Source organism: Lacinutrix neustonica, from assembly GCF_026625145.1.
Classification (GTDB): Bacteria; Bacteroidota; Bacteroidia; order Flavobacteriales; family Flavobacteriaceae; genus Lacinutrix; species Lacinutrix neustonica.
On record NZ_CP113088.1, the window covers coordinates 3299357 to 3318865 of the forward strand.

Sequence of the window (19509 nt, forward strand, 5' to 3'; positions counted from 1 at the left end):
AAAATCGGGCAATACTAGTAAGCCGCTACTCTTGGTATTAGGCTAAATCATTTTTTTCAAGATACCAAAAACACTGCGAATAAAGGTCGCACTTGTTAATACTTTAATTATCGGGTTTTGCGCAGTGCTTCTGCGTCGCGTTGTTCTACTATTAGCTTTTCTCTCTTTAGTAGCCTCTTTTTCTTTTTCAGCTTTAGCATCGGCTATTACTTTGGCGGCTTCAGCTTTGTCAATTTTGTCGTTTAACAGTTCGTAAGCACTTGCTCTATCTATAGTTTCGTTGTACTTTAAAACGAGTTTTGAGTCATCGAGTAAGGCCTGTAATTCGTTTGATGTTAAAATGTCCATACGACTCATTGGGGCACGCATCATGGTTGCTGCTAGAGGAGTAGGTCTTCCTTTCTCATCTAAGGCAGAAATTAAGGCCTCTCCTGTTCCTAATGCCGTTAGAATTTCTGCCGTGTCATAATAGTCTGTGTCTGGATAATTTTGAGCTGCCAATTTAATGGCTTTTCGGTCTTTGGCCGTAAACGCACGGAGTGCATGCTGTATTTTCAATCCTAACTGACTTAATACACCTTCAGGAACGTCCGTTGGGTTTTGGGTCACGAAGTACAACCCAACACCTTTGCTACGAATTAATTTAACAATACTTTCTATTTGATTGAGTAGGGCTTTAGACGCTTGGTTAAAAATCAAATGGGCTTCATCAATAAAAAGAACCAATTCTGGTTTGTCAGCGTCGCCTTGCTCCGGCAAAGTTTCATAGATTTCAGCTAATAAGCTCAACATAAAGGTTGAAAATAATTTTGGTCTATCTTGAATGTCGGTAAGACGAATAATGTTGATGTAGCCTTTCCCATCTCTTGTCTTACGCAGTAAATCTTCAACTTCAAAGCTTTTTTCTCCAAAGAATAGATCCCCGCCTTGTTGCTCAATTTCTACAATTTTTCGTAAAATAGCACCAGTGGAAGCGCTTGAAATTCTTCCATATTCCGCTTCAAATTCTTCCTTGCCTTCATTGGTAGCGTATTGCAATATTTTTTTAAAATCTTTTATGTCTAAAAGTGGTAATTTATGGTCATCACAATATTTAAAAATCACCGCGATAACACCAGATTGTGTGTCACTTAAATCTAAAATACGAGATAATAAAACCGGTCCAAATTCACTTACTGTAGCGCGTAAGCGCACCCCTTTTTGTTCCGATAGTGACAGGATTTCTACGGGAAAACCTTGGGCTTCAAAGGGAAGTCCAATGGCTTCGTGACGCTCAGTAATTTTAACATGGCCAGGACTTGGCTGTGCCAAGCCACTTAAATCACCTTTAATATCCATAAGAAGCACAGGAATGCCTTTGTTGCTTAAGTTTTCTGCTAATACTTGAAGTGTTTTTGTTTTTCCGGTACCTGTTGCCCCAGCAATTAAACCATGACGATTCATTGTTTTAAGCGGGATTTTTACAAAAGCATTTTTTATGGTATTGCCGTCAAGCATAGCAGAACCTAAGGTTATAAAATCCCCTTTGGTTTGATATCCTTTAGTAATATGATCTAAAAAAATGGATGTGTTTGACATACTTTTGAAAATTTATTCAAAAATAATGAAATGTAATAAAGCTTTAGAGTTTTAAAGAGTTTAAAATTTTAAAAGTATTTTTTTAGGATATTTAGTTTAATCTTGTTATTCCAATATTTAAGAACTTGGCATCCAAAGTAGACACGCCATTATTTATAACATAACGAAATGTAATGATGTCGTCTGTTTGTAGGACATACATTAATACACCTGTTGCTCCCCAATAATCTACTCCTGAACCATTAGTGTTTCCGCGAGATAAATAACCAATTAAGGTGCCGTTTTTTTCTGCAGCAAGAACATATTTTGTGTTTCCAGGAGGCATATTTGAAACAGAAATCTCAGCAGACATTAAATAGATGCCATTAGTCTTCACTTTAATTTTGCCATTACCTACAACTTCAAATGTAGAAGGATCGTTAGTGAGAATATCGGCGGCGTTTAAAGGGAAATTTTGGTAGTTGTTATTGTTCGAAACAATGGTATTATTGCCGTTACCATAATTTTTATTTAATACAACGGTTTTATTTTTGCCTGTAGATAGGGGTTCCCGGAGCGCGTTGGTTCTAATGTTTAAGGACTTACTTGTGGTGTTGTATACAATAGCACCTTCCAACGGCGTTGGAATGGCATTCATTTGCGTCTCGTTCATCCTAGGCGGAACAAGTGCCCCAACAGTACTTTCTATTTCTAATATAGAACCATCATCAGGCGTGGTTGTTCCAATACCAACTTGAGCATAAGAGAAATTGATAACACATAATAGTATTATTAAGAAATGGGGGGCTTCATAGTAAATTGATTTAAGGCTAAAATACTATTTTATTTAAAAAAAAAGAAATATTTAAAAAAAAATCAACGATAAACAGGGTAAAATATCGGACGAAAGGGAATAAACTAGAGCCTTTGTAAACGTTTTTTCTTTTTATTTTTAAGACTCGGTGCTTACACTTAAACGATAAGATATAATAAATGTATGGTGTTTTTGAGAAGGTGATTTTTATAATTTCTCTATCAAACAAAGTGGAATTTATGTAGGTTAAAATGGATTTTCTAGTAATTTTAGTTTCTAGGTAGTCTTAAAACATTGAAATTGAACCCTTATTCCTGTATTATATGAATAAAAGCAAGATCGATGTTATCACGAAAAAAGGTATAAAACGATTGGTTTATGATTCTTTTAGGCTAAGCGTTATTTGAGTTTTTCAATATAAATGTTTGAAGATCCAGCACTCTTTAAATTAACCACACCCGCTCGGCTTCTCCGGCGATGTCAACAGCTATTACATCTCCTATGGTGAGTTCCAATACTTCATTAATATGTAAAGAGCTTTCTTGATGCCCATTATTTATTCTAATGTAACCTGTTGAACCAAAGGTGCCGACTTGAACCCCATTTACTGTAATTCGCATTTGTGGAGCTAATCTATTCTCATTACTATTAGTAAATAAAGAGCTGTTAATGACGAGTCTATACCTGCCAGTTTCGTTAATAGTGAGCGTGTGCGCCGTCGTGTTTACAGTATATAGGGATGTGTTATCATTCCAGTTTACAGCCCCAAAGACGGGTAAGTTTATTGCTGTGTCTTGATTAACATTAGTAGCAACATCGGTGTTACTGTATTTTACAGATTCGCCAGGGGAAGCTGTCACTGTAGGTGTTGAGTTAAAGGCTTCCCAAAAAGGCGTTGTGGTCGTACTGGAGTTAAACTGAAATTCTCCGGTATCTGTATTGTAAATTAATAGTCCATTTGCAGCATTTATAATTGCATTTCTTTCAAGAGTCGTTAGTCCGGGTAACAAGACACCTTTACTAGCACTGGTTATATCTAAAGCTGATGAGGCGTCCGGCGAGGTTGTATTAATACCCACCTGACCAAAAACAACAGACAGATTAAAAACGAAAAGGACTAAAAGGAAATAGTATATTGTGTTTTTCATAGGTATAACGTATACCTTAAGGTACATAAATTATACTTTTAATCAACGCAAATGATACTATTGAGCAATTTATTTATTCAATAGTAGTATTAAAATATGTAGAGGTCTTAAAGATTCATAGTTTTATGGAAGCAGAAGCGATACATTCAAAACCTCTTAAACCATGGTAAAAGATTAATTTTAATGGAGAGCACCTTAGCCAGTTGAGGCATCGTGTTTAAAGCTATGGGAATGACTTTATCTGTAGGCTTCAAAAAGGATGACCACATCATCGGCATGGCTGTCTATATTTAAAGTAAAACCGTTGGAGTTAAAGCTGGATATTGTAGCTGATGTTATTCCTAAATTATCACCATTATCATTAGAATAACGAATGCCAACACAATGTGTATTAGAAGCATATCTCGGAGATGTCATTAATAGATCTTCCCGACCCGCCAACATAGATCACTTGTTGTGATAAAGCACTGCTGTAATTGGTGGCATATCCACTCATGGAACCAAAGGCGTTGGCGATAGTGTTGTTGTTATTGCCTAGTCCATTGTCTGAGTTCAAATTGTAGGTCTCAACGTTAGCGTATGCTGTAAATTTAATTTGAGAAGGCTCAAATGGTAATCCGCTAACGTTTAGAGTGCCTGTGCCGTAAATGGTGAACTTCCCCATGTGAATGCCTCTATTTAAATAGGCACCGCCATCTGTACCTGTTGTGATTTGGTTATCAGAGTCTGTACTAACGGTAACATTTTTATTAATAGATGACCATGCTGGCACGATACTACTGCCCGTATTGTATATGAAATTATTCGTGTCTATATTATAAATTAAAAGGCCATTGGCGGGATTGGGTATGGCGCCTATTTCTAAGGTGGTCATTCTTGGAAGTAGCACACCTTTGTTTGAACTTTCAATATCTAAAATGGAGGAAGCATGAGGTGAATCTGTGTTTATACCTACTTGAGCATGTGTTGTATGGATAGCGAAAACAACAACAAACACTAAGAAAATTTGGGAGAAATTTTTCATGGTTATGAATCAGGGGTTACGATTAATAAATTTTTATAACAGCGTTTTTTACAATTTTAAAAAAATGAACAAGCGGTTTAATTTGGGCTTGTAGTTGAGGGATGTGGAAAATAGAGGGCTTGTTAGGATATAAGCAAACCCAGTTAAAAAATAATTTCTAATGATTACGATTAATCAATGGTTAGGGAATATTTTAAAACGTATGAGGAAAAGGATTATTTATAGGCTTCAAAAAGGACCACCACATTGTCTGCATGGCTGTCAACGTTTAAAGTGAAACCATTGGAATGAAAACTGGTTAGTATAGCAGAAGTAATACCTAAATTGTCGCCATTTTGATTAGAATAACGTAGACCAATACAGTGACTGTTTGACGCGTATCTAGAAATATCATTGATTGAATTTCCGAGACCCACCCACGTAAATCGTCTGTTGGTCTATGGTACCACCATAGTTGGTAGCAAAACCGAGACATCGATCCAAAGGCATTTGCGATACCAGTGTTGTTATTGCCAACACCATTATCTGCGTTTAAATTGTAGGTCTCCACATTGGCATAACCAGTAAATTTAATTTGTGAGGGTTGAAACGGCAAGCCACTAATGGTAGTCGTACCAGTGGAAGAAATAATAAATTTACCCATATGTAAAGAGCGATCTAAGAAAGCGCCTCCATCGGTTCCAGTGGTAATTTGATTATTCGCATCGGTACTTACGGTAGCATCTTTGTTAATGGAAGACCATACAGGTGTGGTTGTACTGCCAATATTGTAAATAAAGTTATTGGTGTCGGTATTAAATATTAAAAGACCGTTAGCTGGATTTGGAATGAGCGCAATTTCTGATGTCGTCATTCTTGGTAAGAGCACGCCTTTATCGGAGCTTGCAATATCTAAGATGGATGATGGGTCAGGGGATGAAGTGTTGATGCCAATTTGAGCATGTGTCGTACTAATAGTAAAAATAGCAAATGTAGCTATGAAAATTTGGGAGAAACTTTTCATGGTTATAATTAAATAGGTTGGGGCAAACTTAAGACCGTTTTAGTAATTTAACAAGTTTTTTCGTATATATTTTTGTAAAAGGACAAGGAAACGTGTGCGTTAATCGTTTATTTAATAGATTATTTGCTGTATTTTTGCCAACAATTATGAAACAAGAGATTCAAGATTTAGTAAATCAAGGTAAAATGTTGCCGTTAATGGAGGAGTTTTACACCATTCAAGGCGAAGGTTTTCACAAAGGTACTGCCGCTTATTTTATTCGAATAGGAGGGTGTGACGTGGGTTGCCACTGGTGTGACGTTAAAGAGAGTTGGATTGCAGACTTGCATCCTCCTACAGAAATTGAAAAAATCGTTGCCAATGCAAAAACGTATAGTGATACGATTGTGGTTACTGGTGGTGAGCCGCTCATGTGGGACATGACAGAACTTACTAACCAATTAAAAGCAGAAGGGATGCAAGTCCATATTGAAACTTCGGTGCTTATGAGTTGTCGCGGTACTTGGGATTGGATTTGTTTATCACCTAAAAAAATGAAGCTCCCAACTGAGGGTGTTTACAAAAAAGCGAACGAGTTAAAAACCATTATATATAATAAAGACGATTTTCGTTTTGCAGAAGAGCAAGCGGAAAGAGTGGGGCCCGACTGTATTCTTTATATGCAACGAGAATGGAGTAAACGTGATATCATGATTCCGCAAATAGTAGATTATGTTATGGCTCACCCGAAATGGAAGGTGTCATTACAAACACATAAGTATTTAAATATACCATAAAAAAAAGACTGCTCGTAAAGTGTTACGAGCAGTCTTTTTTAAATTTGAAACGAAATTACTTTGTAAAGGGTACGGTAACTCTCGTTTTGTCCCAGCCTAAATGCATATCTACACCGTCATCAGATTTTTTAAAAGCAATAGAAAAGGCTTCTAAAGATTCATCGGCTTCTTTAGCGGGTACTGAAAGTCTTGCAACATCATTGGCTTTGTTATAAAAATAACTACCCCAAACATTTAGATCTGTGTTAATAATTGCAGTCCATTCTTCTGCCCCAGGGATCACATAAAAGGTATAAGTACCAGCCGTAATAGTTTGGTCTCCCATTTTCATGTTTTCATAAAACGTAATTTCAGCGGCCTCATTCGCTCCAGTTCTCCAAACGTCTCCGTTAGGAGTTAATTTTTCTAAAGTTCTTCCTTTTAGCTGTGGTCTACTGTAGGTGATCTTTACAAGTTTATTAGCGTCTTTGTAGTCACTTGGGTATGCAGCGACGTCCATTGGACTTTTATCTAACCCTGAAAAATCTTGTGCCGTAACACTAAAAGATAAGAGTGTTATTAGTGCAAAAGTGATAGAGGTAAATAACGTTGATTTTTTCATAAGCGTATTTGTTTTTAAGATAAGAGTTAAAAGTACTATTTATTAGGTTTAAAGTCGTGAAAGATCGTTAAACTTAACATTTTTATTGATTTCTTTTTATATTTTTATTTTAAAGTTTCATTTTTTGTATAATAATTACATTATAGTTGAAATGTGTAATTGATTTGCTCTTTGCTATTTATAATTTAATGCTTTAATGGCATATTTGCTATAACATTACAAATATAAAATTTAATAAATAAAGCTTATGTGTGGAATAGTATGTGCTTTCGACCTTAAACAAAAATCTGAAGAGTTAAGGCCTCAGGTATTAGAAATGTCTAAAACCATTCGTCACCGTGGACCCGATTGGAGTGGGATTTATAGTGATGATAGGGCTATTTTGGCTCATGAACGTTTAGCGATTGTCGATCCAGCTTCAGGTAAACAGCCATTGTTTAGTCCGAGATAAAAAATTGATTTTAGCGGCTAATGGTGAAATATACAATCACAGAGAACTACGTAAGCAATTTGAAGGGCGGTATGATTTTCAAACCCAAAGCGATTGCGAAGTTATTCTAGCCTTATACCAAGAAAAGGGTGTTGAGTTTATAGATGATATGAATGGTATTTTTGGTTTTGCTATTTATGATACTGAAAAAGATGAATACTTCATTGCTCGTGATCATATGGGAATTATTCCGTTATACATTGGATGGGATCAAAATGGGACTTTCTATGTTGCTTCAGAGTTAAAAGCTTTAGAAGGCGTTTGTACCAAAATTGAATTATTCCCTCCAGGGCATTACCTGTCAAGCAGAGATGGCGCCTTTGTGAAGTGGTATCATAGAGATTGGAGTGATTATGAGGCGGTAAAAGATAATGAAACCAGTATAGCTAAAATTAAGGAAGCGCTTGAGGCGGCAGTACACCGGCAGTTAATGAGTGATGTCCCATACGGGGTACTATTATGCGGGGGTTGGATTCTTCAGTAACTTCAGCCATTGCGAAGAAATATGCAGAGAAAAGAATCGAATCAAACGACACGCAAACGGCTTGGTATCCCCAACTACATTCTTTTTCTGTTGGGTTAGAGGGGTCTCCGATTTAGCCGCAGCACAAAAAGTTGCAGATTTCATTGGTACGGTACACCATGAAATTAAATTCACGATTCAAGAAGGTTTGGATGCTATAAAAGATGTCATTTATAATATTGAAACCTATGATATTACTACGATACGATCTTCAACACCCATGTATTTAATGGCAAGAGTTATTAAATCAATGGGCATAAAAATGGTCTTATCGGGAGAAGGTGCCGATGAGATTTTTGGAGGATATTTATACTTTCATAAGGCCCCAAATGCTAAAGAGTTTCATGAAGAAACGGTGCGTAAATTAGAGAAGTTACATATGTATGATTGTTTGAGAGCTAATAAAAGTTTGGCGGCGTGGGGTATTGAGGGGCGTGTGCCCTTTTTAGATAAAGAGTTTATGGATGTGGCTATGCGTATTAATCCACAAGATAAAATGATTAATGGGGAACGTATGGAAAAATGGGTGGTAAGAAAAGCTTTTGAAGACATGCTACCGGAAAGTGTGGCTTGGAGACAAAAAGAACAATTTAGCGATGGCGTGGGCTACAGTTGGATTGACACTCTTAAAGAGGTTGTTGATGCTGCAGTAACCGATGAACAAATGACTAACGCTAAGTTTAGATTTCCAATCCGGACACCACAAAACAAAGAAGAGTTTTATTATCGTTCTATTTTTGAAGACCATTTTCCAAGCGATGCTGCCGCCCGCAGTGTGCCGCAAGAGCCCAGTGTCGCATGTAGTACTAAAATAGCTTTAGAATGGGATATAGCCTTTAAAAACATGAATGAACCCTCCGGAAGAGCCATTGCAAACGTACATGATAAAGCGTATTAATACCTTTTGCTGATTATAGATAAAAAGACCACCCGTATTGATGTATTGGGTGGTCTTTTTATTTTAAACCAAAACAGGATTAGGGGTTAAGTGTTCTATTCTGTCTATAACTTTAAAGAGTTCCGTTTTATCCAGTGGTTTTGTAATGCAATCAATAAATCCAGCGTCAAACACTTCATTGTTGATTTCTGTAGATGAATAAGCCGTGTGTGCAATTACGGGAAGATAAGGCTTAAAGGTTTTAATAATTTTACGTGCTTCAAATCCGCCCATTTTAGGCATTTTTAAATCCATTATTATTAATTGTATGCTATTGTCTTCTCTGCATACAGCAACCGCTTCTTCACCGTTTTTAGCTCTAATAACCGTGTATTTTCGAATACTTAACACCCGCTTAATGAGCATAAAATTGATGTCATTATCTTCAGCTATAAGGATGTTTAAGGGTTTTGCTTTGTCGACGGTATTGATTGCTTTTTCCATTTGTTCCACGACCGGTAATCCATCCAGTTTTAAAGGGATGGTAAAGGAAAACGTCGTTCCAATATTTTCGGTAGATTCCAGCCAAATTTTACCGCCTAACATTTCTATATAGGCTTTTGAGATGGATAGCCCCAAACCAAGACCACTCAGTTTAATGGTTTTATCGTTCTGAATTCGGTTAAAGCGGCTAAAGATATTGGTGAACTCTCCTTCCGATATGCCAATGCCAGTATCTTTAACAAAAAATTCAAGAGCGTTGTCTTCAGGATTTATTTTATAACCAAAATTTACCGTGCCGTGCTCGGTATACTTAACAGCGTTATTAATTAAGTTGACAATAACTTGCCTTAGTTTTGTTTCATCACTAATAAGTTGAAAAACCACAGGGTGTTTAGGTTCATCTAAAAACACTTTTAGGGGTTTGTCTTTTGGTATCGTAATATCTATGGTTTGTTTGATGTCATTCAACACCGCATTCAAATTAAAGGGAACATGATTTGGTGTCACTTGATTGGTATCTATTTTAGACATTTCAATGAGATCGTCAATAATAGAAACTAAGTTTTTCCCACTTCGCCTAATGATGTCTATGTATTCTATTTTTTCAGAATCGGTTAATTTTTGAGAATTTAGTAAATCTGAAAAACCCAAAATAGCATTCATGGGCGTTCTAATTTCATGAGAGAGGTTCGTTAAAAAGGAAGCTTTTAACAATTCACTTTCCTCCGCTTTTTCTTTAGCTTGTTTAAGCTCTTCTTTTTGTTGATTACTACTTAAAAATAAATCACCGATATAAGAAAATTCTTTTGATGATTTTTGAAGCTGAATTATCGCAGAAGTATCGTTTTTTTCAAGGACGTTTGTGATTAAATTTAGTGGTTTTTCAATCAGTTTTCTATAGAAAAAAACATAGGACCCCATGGTGATAATAAATCCAATAATTAGGAAAGCTATAATTCTTTTGTCTTGATCTCCAATGAAATAGAAAGCAAAAAAACACATAGATAAGAATATAATACCTGCAATAGCTATTAGTGCTAGCATTCTTCTGTAGGTCGTAGAAAAATAATCCTTCATATTGTATTCCAGTAGGTTTGGGAAAGTAAATGTAATAAATTAAATGACAAGGACTTGGTTTTTAAAGAGGATTTCTTAATAACTGGATTAAAGTAAAATATAATAATGTTGATGAACGTCAAGTGTTAACATGTGAGAAAGTTGAGAGATAACTTTTCAAAAACACAACAAAGTAAGGAAATGACAGAGAGGTGACATTTATGTGTCGTGTTAAAAACCAAGATAATTTGATAGATTTGTGGTATTAAAAATTATATAAATGAAACAACAAACGCTTAAAGAGAATTTAGTGTATAATCGCAAGTTAAAAGGGTATACTCAGGATGAGCTTTCAGAGCGATCAAATGTTGCAGTACGAACGATTCAACGTATTGAAAAAGGAAACGTACAGCCGCATTTACAAACCTTGAAATTATTAGCTGAAGGTTTAGAGGTGAAAGTTGAAGACTTGTTAATAATAGATAACCCTAATGAGGAAGTGATTAAAAGAAAGTGGATGCTATTACTCCACGGATCACCATTTTTCGGATTAATTATTCCTTTAGGCAATGTGTTATTTCCATTGTTTTTATGGATTAGTAAAGCGGAGGATAACAAAATTTACGATGCTCACGGTCGGGCAGTCATTAACTTTCATTGCACGCTTAATCTTTTATTAATACTTTCATTACTGCTATTTTTTCCGTTTCCTGGAATTAATTTTTTTGGCACTGGCGCAGTGTTTCTGTTTGGCATTATATTCAGTATTAAGAACTTAATGTCTGCTTTAAGTTCGCATACGTATTTCTACCCATTATCCATTCCTTTTTTGAAGCCTAAGGCAGTTTAGTCTTTTTTAATTTTTATTATTTATGTTAGGATTATTAGTAATAATAGTAGTCTCATGGATGCTTTTGCATTTTTTTGAGAAAAAGAACTTGAAAGTTTTAGGGATCCTTCCTATTAAAAAACACGTCATACAATTTTTTATCGGTTTCCTATTTATAGTCGTTTTAAGTGTTTTATGGATTTATATTGAAACACTAGTTAAGTCAGTTATATGGGAACAGAAACCTATTGATTATAGATTAATCTATAAAGCACTTATGTATCACCTTAAATCTGCTTTAACTGAAGATTTGGTTTTTAGAGGGGCTATTCTGTATATACTTATTAACAGACTAGGCGCTAAATGGGCGATTTTTATATCTGCTTCGTTTTTTGGAGTCTACCATGTTTTTTCATATGGAATAACGGGAGGTGCAATTATACCGATCCTATATGTTATTACGGTAACGGGATTTGCAGGATATGTATGGGCATGTGTCTTTGAGAAGACTAAATCGATAGCTTTGGGCTTAGGCCTTCACTTGGGGATTAATTTGGTGAGGGTGTGTTTTTATCCGTCACAACCTTATGGAGAATTGCTTGTTAAGGAAATATCTAAAGTGAATTTTTCTGAGTGGAATGAATTATACTTTGTATTAATTAAAGGTTTGTTTCCTTCTGTCGTAACCTTGATTTTTTTAAAACTCTTATTAAAATCATATTTTAAATTTTTTAAAAACAATTAAATTTATTTTAGAATGAAAATGCTACTAAAAAAACACCCAATAGGATTACGTATTCTATTAGCTCTAATTCTTTTTGGATTAGCACTGTTTTTTAGTGGTTTAATAAACAAAGGTCTTTTAAAAGCGTATTTCCCTTATACATCAGCGATACTGTTGGGTATTGCAACTTGGTTATTATATAAAACCGAGAATAAATCATTAAGCGCTATTGGACTAAGCTTAAGTTTAAGACATCTGTCTTTTTTACCTCTTGGTTTGCTAATTGGTGCACTAGCATTATTAGCAGCTAAATATGCGAGAGCATTATATACAGGCGAATCTTTTGCTATAAGTGACGCCATAGATTATTCAAACATTTTTTATGCTCTGTATGTTATTTTACCAACCGTAGCAGTGGAAGAATTTTTGTTTAGAGGCTATTTGTTTAAAAAAGCCATAGAGATTTCTAATGTCATTATCGCAAACATTATATTTTCTATGCTATTTATGCTAATTCATGTTTTTGATGAAAACGTGATGAATAATATAGGAATGATGGTATTTTTAATCATAAGCATTCCGGTTGCTCATTTGTTTTTTGCTACTGCTTTACTAAAATCGAAAACACTTTTATTTCCAATAGGTCTCCATCTCGGAAACAATTGGGCGACTCGACATTTAATAACCAGTAGTAATACTGGAAATAGTATTTTGTATACTGAAAATAATGCCTCGTTTGATACTTGGCCCTCATTTATAGGTTTCATACTTATTTTTAATGGAGTCTTTTTGTTAATGACATTTTTAATTTGGAAATGGAAAGGCTTTCCATTCGATAAAAAGGGCTAGATGCTACTCATTTTTCTATAATTTTAAAGAAAGCTAAAAGGCGTATTTTAAGTTCTAAGACCGTTTCAGGTTTTGGTGCTTTATAAACGAATAAAAAAGTAACCAAAATCAATTCTAAGGTCTTTTTTAGCACGTTTAAGAGGCTTTTAGGTAATTAACAATTGTTAATAAAAACAACTGTCTTTAGATAAAAAGCCTTTTAATAGCGTCATGTTTTCGTATATTTGTTTGTTGTCGAAAGTCAAAAATTGAACAGCAATTAAAGCATAATAGAAATAAATAATACATATTTATGAGCGATAAAAAAGAAGAGTTTAACAAGCATAATTATTCGGCGGATAGTATTCAAGCGCTAGAAGGTATGGAACACGTGCGTATGCGTCCATCCATGTATATTGGAGACGTGGGAACGCGTGGTTTGCACCACTTAGTATACGAGGTTGTCGATAACTCTATTGATGAAGCTTTAGCAGGACATTGTAATAACATTACGGTGACTATTAATGAAGATAATTCGATTACAACAGAAGATGATGGTCGTGGTATTCCAGTAGATTTACATAAAAAAGAAGGTATCTCGGCACTTGAGGTGGTGATGACTAAAATTGGTGCTGGAGGAAAATTCGATAAGGACTCTTATAAAGTATCCGGTGGATTACACGGTGTGGGTGTCAGTTGTGTGAATGCCTTATCTCAGCATTTAAGAGCTACCGTTTTTAGAGATGGTACCATTTGGGAGCAAGAATACGAGCGAGGAAAATCGTTGTATCCTGTAAAGGCGATTGGTGAAACCGATAAAAGGGGAACCACAGTAACTTTCAAGCCGAGATGCTACAATATTTACTCAAACTTTAGAATATAGTTATGATACTTTAGCGAGTAGAATGCGTGAATTAGCGTATTTAAATAAAGGCATTACTATTCATTTAGTCGATAAACGAGCAACCAAAGAAGATGGTTCGTTTGAAGGGGAAACGTTTCATTCAGAAGAGGGTCTTAAAGAGTTTATCAAATTCTTAGATGGTAATCGTGAGCCTTTAATGAAAGATGTTATTTCTTTTGAAGGCGAAAAAAATGGCGTACCTGTAGAGGTGGCTATGGTTTATAATACTTCCTATGCAGAGAATTTGCATTCCTATGTAAATAATATTAATACCCATGAAGGAGGTACACACTTGTCCGGTTTCCGTCGTGGATTAACCCATACCCTTAAGAAGTATGCCGATGAGTCCGGGATGTTAGACAAATTGAAGTTTGACATTGCTGGAGATGATTTTCGTGAAGGCTTAACGGCTATTATTTCAGTAAAAGTACAAGAGCCACAATTTGAAGGGCAAACCAAAACAAAACTAGGGAACCGTGAAGTGTCTGCTTCTGTAAGTCAGGCCGTTTCTGAAATGCTTTCGAATTATTTAGAAGAGCATCCAGACGATGCTAAAATTATTGTTCAAAAAGTGATTTTAGCCGCTCAAGCGCGTCATGCCGCACAAAAAGCGCGTGAAATGGTACAGCGTAAAACAGTGATGAGTATTGGTGGCTTACCAGGAAAGTTGTCTGATTGTTCTGAACAAGATCCTGCTAAATGCGAAGTGTATTTGGTAGAGGGAGATTCGGCAGGTGGAACAGCCAAACAAGGACGTGATAGAGCATTTCAAGCTATTCTACCTTTAAGAGGTAAGATTTTAAATGTTGAAAAGGCTATGACACATAAAGTGTTTGAAAATGAGGAAATTAAAAATATTTTTACTGCTTTAGGGGTTACTATTGGAACCGAAGAAGATAGTAAAGCGCTTAACCTTTCAAAACTAAGATATCATAAAATAGTAATCATGTGTGATGCCGATATTGATGGTTCGCACATTGAAACCCTCATCTTAACATTCTTTTTCCGTTACATGAAAGAATTGATTGAAAACGGTCACATTTATATTGCAACACCACCTCTATTCTTAGTTAAGAAAGGAGCGAAAAAAGAATATGCTTGGAATGATGAAGAGCGTAAAGCATTAATGGAACAATATGGTGATGGTGCAAAAATTCAAAGATATAAAGGTCTTGGGGAAATGAACGCCGAGCAACTTTGGGATACCACGATGAATCCGAATTTAGAACCTTACGTCAAATTCAAATTGATAACGGTGTTGAGGCAGATCGCGTATTCTCTATGTTGATGGGGGACGAAGTGCCGCCAAGACGAGAGTTTATCGAGAAAAATGCCATTTATGCAAACATTGACGCATAATATTTAACTCCATTTCTGTTAGTTATAAGGTCGCTTTTGGCGACCTTATTTTATTTTATAAATTCAAAATACACTACATTCGCGCCTTTAATTAATTACCTATTTTAACCTTTTATCAAAATGAGAAAACAAGACAGTATGGTAGTCGTGCTACTATTATTTTTATTTAGCACCATGTCAGCCCAAGAAAAAATATGGGAAGTAGACCTTAAAGAAGATTTATACCAAGTGGGTTGGATTGAGCAAGCCAATAGTGGTGTTATTATTGCCTCCGGAGCCAAAGGATTGTTGGCTATGGATAATGTGACGGGAGAGACTCTATGGCACAATACCGAGTTAAAAGCGGTCGATAAAAATAGCTATTTAAATATTGATGGCCTTCCATTATTTTATGCAGAATACAGTCCAATAGCAGGTAAGACTAGAGGGATCATTGTGAATTCCAGTAATGGTGATATCTTATTCGATACAAAAGAGGAAGGCTACAGAATTAAGAATTTCATGACGTTTCCGAACACGGAATTATTTTATTCGAGCTTTTAAAAAATAAAGAAAGAGTTCTTATGAGTTTTAGTCTTAAAACCTGGGAACAACAATGGCTTACAAGTCTAGGTGAAGTTGGTGGGTTGTTTCAAAAACTATTAAGTGATTCTTTTATAGATCAGGGGCCTTATTTTAATAAGAAAGGCAATTTATTAATGAGTATAGAGGATCAAATTTATGCCGTAGATGCAACCAATGGAAGTATTCTTTGGGAGCATAAAACAGACAAAGATGTTAAAGCTTTGGTGTATTCGGAAAACAATAATAGTCTGTATGTTGGTGTGAGGAAATCTAATAAATTATTGGTTTTAGACCCGAGTACAGGTAATGATATTACTCCAGGTAAACTTAAACTTAGAGGGACTTTAATTGATATTAGACCGAGATAACAATAATAATTTAATCTTAGTAGAAACAGAAGGTTTTAATATTATTGATCCAGCAACGAATGAATTCAAATGGAAAAAAAGTTTTAAAGTGGAATTCTTGGATGAGGTCATTCCACATGAAAACGGATTTGTGGCTATTGGTAAAAACGAAGATGATGGTACCATCTCTTTAGTGGATAATAATGGAGACAAAATTTGGACCAGTAAAGTAAAAGGCTATTCCTATTATACAGCAGTTATTCCCAAAGGCGTTATTTATATATCAACCGAACGCTCTAATATTTTAGATTTTGAAAAAGGAAAAGATGTTTGGGATAAAGATGTTAAATTTAAATCTATTCCGGCCGTAACCTTTGATGAAGATGAAAATAAGGTTGTTTTATTTGAAAATGAGAACGCCTATAAGTTCGATTTAACAACAGGCGCAGTAACTCTTTTTGCAGAAGATGTAGAATTGGAAGAAGTTAAAAGAAAAACACCCTTGGTTGCAGAGTATGTTAAAGGAGCGGGGTACTTAATCAATACAGACCAACACATGTCTTTACTGTCTCCTAAAGGTGAAGTTAAATATACTAAATATTTTGAGCCTGCATCGAGTATTAATGGACTAGCGGGTGTCGCTCAGTTAGGACTTAATATCGCTGGTGTTGACCTAGATATCAAGGGATCGATGGATAACATCAATGCCTTATCATCACTTTCAAGTGGGGCCTATAGAACCTCTTTAGATCAAACCGGAGCTAAAACAGAAACGGCGATGGTTGCAGGATTGTACGCAGGAACTAAAGGGAATATGGCTACGATTTTTGAAGTGACTAAAACCAGGTTCTTTAATTCAAAAACCATTAAAGATCACAAGTTTATAGTAACGAAAATAAAAGCAGATAATGCCCCTACTGTGCATAAGATCTACATGGTAAATAAGACCACTGGAAACCCGGATGCGGAAATTGAACTTTTAGATAAAACCCCTAATTATTTAATTGATGAAATTGATAATGTGGTTTTCGTAAATGAGAACAATCATTTAATCTCTTCTTATAAATTTTAATATAATTTTTCTAAGCTTTAGGGTAATTAAAAAAAAACGCACGCTGTAATAGTGGTGCGTTTTTGCTTTTAATTAAGAGCCTTTTGTATCCAATTTTTTAACTTTACACTATAAATGAAAACTAAACTCTCTTTTTTTTCGTTTATTTAAGTATAATCCAAATCCATATTAACTATGAAAAAGACACTTTCAATACTTGTTACATTACTTTTAATAGTAACTGTTTCAGCTCAAGAAAATTTAGAAGAGTTGTTAGCGGCTGGTGTGGCTGATGCCCAGCGTTTTTCTAAAGACTATATTAAGCCTGCAAATGATGGTTTAGCGTATGGAATAAATACGGGGTGGTTTAATAATGCAAAAACACCCAAACGCTTTGGTTTTGAATTGTCGGTCATAGGAAATGCGACCTTTATCAATGATGAAGACAAACAGTTTATCTTAGATGTTTCAGATTATGAAAATATTCGATTTCCGAGATAATGCACCAAGCAAAGCAGTGGCTTCTGCTTTAGGTCATAACGACCCGGTTCAGACGGTTATTATCACTTACGACGATCCCATCTTTGGAAATCAAGAAACCGAATTGGAGTTACCCACAGGTATAGGGTCGGCAAATGTAAACATCATTCCAACGGTATTTTTACAAGCCAGTTTTTCGCCTTTTAAAGGCACTCAGCTCAAAGGACGTTATTTTCCAAAAGTGGATAGAGAAGATGCTAAAGTGGGATTGTATGGCTTAGGCCTTCAGCAAGACTTTACGGCATTTTTGCCAGCAGATAAATTGCTTCCAGTGACCATTTCTCGGTTTAATAGCGTACACCCATTTAGATGGAAGCTATGATTTTACAGACACGGGCATTGTTGATGGAGACAATCAACAAATTAGTACAGAAACCAATACCATGCTGTACCAGTTAATCGTTGGTACTAAGCTTAATATTGTTAATTTTTATGGCGCGGTAGGGTATCTAGATGGTAAGAATCAAACCGATTTATTAGGGACTTACCGGGTTTCAGATGGGGTGTTTTTTTCAGAAGAAATTGAAAATCCATTTTCAATCACCTCAGAAACCAAAGGCGTCATGGCGACCGTTGGGGCCAATTTGAGTTTGGGTTTTTTCGGTTTAAATGCTAATTATACCATTGGTGATTTTAATAGTGCCTCTTTAGGGATGAATTTTACGTTTTAGAAATTACTTATATAGCGGTTTTTCTGACTTAAAATTGTTAAATTTGCTATTAGAAAAAACAAACACAAACTAAAATTAATTAAAGTGAAAGGCGCTAAATTTGAAGCATCCGCTTTCTTGGATGTCTCATAACGTGCAGATCATTAACTTAAAACACAAAAAATCAAATGAAAGTAACAGTAGTTGGAGCAGGAGCAGTAGGCGCAAGTTGTGCGGAATATATTGCTATTAAAGATTTTGCTAGCGAAGTAGTCATCCTAGATATTAAAGAAGGTTTTGCTGAAGGTAAAGCTATGGATTTAATGCAAACGGCTTCATTAAATAGTTTTGATACAAAAATAACAGGAACGACTAATGATTACAGTAAAACAGCAGATTCTAATATTTGTGTGATTACTTCGGAATTCCTAGGAAACCAGGCATGACTCGCGAAGAACTCATTGGTATTAATGCAGGAATCGTTAAAACCGTATCGGCTAATTTAATTAAACACTCTCCAAATACAATCATTATTGTGGTTTCAAATCCTATGGATACCATGACCTATTTAGTGCATAAAACCACAGGATTACCAAAAAATAGAATTATTGGTATGGGAGGCGCTTTAGACTCAGCGCGTTTTAAGTACCGATTAGCCGAAGCTTTAGGGGCTCCAATTTCAGATGTAGAAGGCATGGTCATTGGTGGTCATAGCGATACAGGTATGGTGCCATTAATAGGGAAAGCAGTAAGAAATAGTGTTTCTGTTTCAGAGTTTTTATCTGAGGAGCGTATGCAACAAGTCGTAGAAGAGACTAAAGTTGGAGGCGCAACACTAACCAAATTATTAGGAACTTCAGCATGGTATGCTCCTGGTGCAGCAGTGTCTGCAATGGTTCAAGCCATTGCTTGTGATACTAAGAAAATATTTCCTTGTTCAGCTTTATTAGCAGGTGAATTTGGGTTAAGTGATTTAGCGATCGGAGTACCATGTGTTCTAGGTGCTAATGGTATTGAAAAAATAGTAGAAATTAGTTTAAGTGATGTTGAAAAAACAAAATTAGCGGAGTCTGCTGAAGGTGTTAAGAAAACCAACAGTTTATTAGAATTCTAGTACATACTAAATAACATATAAGGTAAACCTCATATATTTTTTAATATATGGGGTTTTTTATGTTTTAGATTAGTAGGTAAGCACTACAAATGCGTTAGCCAAAGATATTGAGACTTATTTAGACCTGATAAAATTAAAGGTTTTGACAAGTATGTCATTAAAATGTCGCAAACAAACCGTTATCAAAACATGCGTTGTATAAATAGTTTTGTAAAAAAAATATAAA

Annotated in this window: 18 protein-coding genes and 3 pseudogenes; 13 read left to right on the forward strand and 8 right to left on the reverse strand. The window is 35.4% G+C overall.

Annotation, left to right across the window (positions count from 1 at the left end):
- Positions 1 to 42 precede the first annotated feature (42 nt).
- The 6 genes from N7U66_RS17855 to N7U66_RS17880 all read right to left on the reverse strand — a co-directional run bounded on the left by N7U66_RS17855 (position 43) and on the right by N7U66_RS17880 (position 5546).
- Positions 43 to 1578, reverse strand: a complete 1536-nt coding sequence (locus N7U66_RS17855; protein ID WP_267676337.1) for a helicase HerA-like domain-containing protein — start codon at positions 1576 to 1578, stop codon at positions 43 to 45.
- A 91-nt stretch (positions 1579 to 1669) separates the two neighbouring features.
- Positions 1670 to 2230 carry a hypothetical protein gene (locus N7U66_RS17860; RefSeq protein WP_267676338.1) on the reverse strand — a complete coding sequence of 187 codons (561 nt, stop codon included), beginning with the start codon at positions 2228 to 2230 and terminating at the stop codon, positions 1670 to 1672.
- 584 nt (positions 2231 to 2814) lie between these two features.
- Positions 2815 to 3519: a hypothetical protein gene (locus N7U66_RS17865; protein ID WP_267676339.1), complete on the reverse strand. Its 705-nt coding sequence runs from the start codon at positions 3517 to 3519 to the stop codon at positions 2815 to 2817.
- Positions 3520 to 3756: 237 nt separating this feature from the next.
- A complete protein-coding gene (locus N7U66_RS17870; protein WP_267676340.1) occupies positions 3757 to 3936 on the reverse strand; it encodes a hypothetical protein in 180 nt (59 codons plus the stop codon).
- The gene (locus tag N7U66_RS17875) at positions 3911 to 4543 is read right to left on the reverse strand and encodes a hypothetical protein (RefSeq protein WP_267676341.1); all 633 of its coding nucleotides are present in this window, start codon (positions 4541 to 4543) and stop codon (positions 3911 to 3913) included. Before N7U66_RS17875 ends, N7U66_RS17870 begins: the two co-directional genes overlap by 26 nt.
- Positions 4544 to 4862: 319 nt before the next feature.
- Positions 4863 to 5546 (reverse strand): hypothetical protein, encoded by a 684-nt coding sequence (locus tag N7U66_RS17880; protein ID WP_267676342.1) that lies wholly within the window; start codon positions 5544 to 5546, stop codon positions 4863 to 4865.
- A gap of 146 nt (positions 5547 to 5692) precedes the next feature.
- Between N7U66_RS17880 and N7U66_RS17885 the strand changes: the two genes are divergently transcribed.
- Positions 5693 to 6322 carry a 7-carboxy-7-deazaguanine synthase QueE gene (locus N7U66_RS17885; protein ID WP_267676343.1) on the forward strand — a complete coding sequence of 210 codons (630 nt, stop codon included), beginning with the start codon at positions 5693 to 5695 and terminating at the stop codon, positions 6320 to 6322.
- A 55-nt stretch (positions 6323 to 6377) separates the two neighbouring features.
- Here the strand turns inward: N7U66_RS17885 and N7U66_RS17890 are convergent, their stop codons facing one another.
- A complete protein-coding gene (locus N7U66_RS17890) occupies positions 6378 to 6923 on the reverse strand; it encodes a DUF2911 domain-containing protein (RefSeq protein WP_267676344.1) in 546 nt (181 codons plus the stop codon).
- 247 nt (positions 6924 to 7170) lie between these two features.
- Between N7U66_RS17890 and asnB the strand changes: the two are divergent.
- A pseudogene (asnB, locus tag N7U66_RS17895) lies at positions 7171 to 8834 on the forward strand (asparagine synthase B).
- A 63-nt stretch (positions 8835 to 8897) separates the two neighbouring features.
- Here the strand turns inward: asnB and N7U66_RS17900 are convergent.
- Complete coding sequence (locus N7U66_RS17900; RefSeq protein ID WP_267676345.1) at positions 8898 to 10394, reverse strand: hybrid sensor histidine kinase/response regulator; 1497 nt, start codon at positions 10392 to 10394, stop codon at positions 8898 to 8900.
- Between the two features lie 259 nt (positions 10395 to 10653).
- Between N7U66_RS17900 and N7U66_RS17905 the strand changes: the two genes are divergently transcribed.
- The 11 genes and pseudogenes from N7U66_RS17905 to N7U66_RS17955 all read left to right on the forward strand — a co-directional run bounded on the left by N7U66_RS17905 (position 10654) and on the right by N7U66_RS17955 (position 19283).
- Positions 10654 to 11223, forward strand: coding sequence for a helix-turn-helix domain-containing protein (locus N7U66_RS17905; protein ID WP_267676346.1), 570 nt, complete (start codon positions 10654 to 10656; stop codon positions 11221 to 11223).
- A gap of 88 nt (positions 11224 to 11311) precedes the next feature.
- Complete coding sequence (locus N7U66_RS17910; RefSeq protein ID WP_267676347.1) at positions 11312 to 11947, forward strand: CPBP family intramembrane glutamic endopeptidase; 636 nt, start codon at positions 11312 to 11314, stop codon at positions 11945 to 11947.
- A gap of 18 nt (positions 11948 to 11965) precedes the next feature.
- Positions 11966 to 12775 (forward strand): CPBP family intramembrane glutamic endopeptidase, encoded by an 810-nt coding sequence (locus N7U66_RS17915; RefSeq protein ID WP_267676348.1) that lies wholly within the window; start codon positions 11966 to 11968, stop codon positions 12773 to 12775.
- A gap of 292 nt (positions 12776 to 13067) precedes the next feature.
- A pseudogene (gyrB, locus tag N7U66_RS17920) lies at positions 13068 to 15017 on the forward strand (DNA topoisomerase (ATP-hydrolyzing) subunit B).
- Between the two features lie 120 nt (positions 15018 to 15137).
- Positions 15138 to 15560 (forward strand): hypothetical protein, encoded by a 423-nt coding sequence (locus N7U66_RS17925; protein ID WP_267676349.1) that lies wholly within the window; start codon positions 15138 to 15140, stop codon positions 15558 to 15560.
- Between the two features lie 20 nt (positions 15561 to 15580).
- A complete protein-coding gene (locus tag N7U66_RS17930; RefSeq protein WP_267676350.1) occupies positions 15581 to 15949 on the forward strand; it encodes a hypothetical protein in 369 nt (122 codons plus the stop codon).
- Entirely contained in the window at positions 15930 to 17000 is a 1071-nt protein-coding gene (locus N7U66_RS17935) for a PQQ-binding-like beta-propeller repeat protein (protein ID WP_267676351.1), read from the forward strand. Before N7U66_RS17930 ends, N7U66_RS17935 begins: the two co-directional genes overlap by 20 nt.
- A 174-nt stretch (positions 17001 to 17174) precedes the next feature.
- Positions 17175 to 17480: a DUF6588 family protein gene (locus N7U66_RS17940; protein ID WP_267676352.1), complete on the forward strand. Its 306-nt coding sequence runs from the start codon at positions 17175 to 17177 to the stop codon at positions 17478 to 17480.
- A complete protein-coding gene (locus N7U66_RS17945) occupies positions 17455 to 17841 on the forward strand; it encodes a DUF6588 family protein (RefSeq protein WP_267676353.1) in 387 nt (128 codons plus the stop codon). Before N7U66_RS17940 ends, N7U66_RS17945 begins: the two co-directional genes overlap by 26 nt.
- 16 nt (positions 17842 to 17857) lie before the next feature.
- Positions 17858 to 18190 carry a DUF6588 family protein gene (locus tag N7U66_RS17950; RefSeq protein ID WP_313791542.1) on the forward strand — a complete coding sequence of 111 codons (333 nt, stop codon included), beginning with the start codon at positions 17858 to 17860 and terminating at the stop codon, positions 18188 to 18190.
- 167 nt (positions 18191 to 18357) lie between these two features.
- A pseudogene (locus N7U66_RS17955) lies at positions 18358 to 19283 on the forward strand (malate dehydrogenase).
- Positions 19284 to 19509 lie beyond the last annotated feature (226 nt).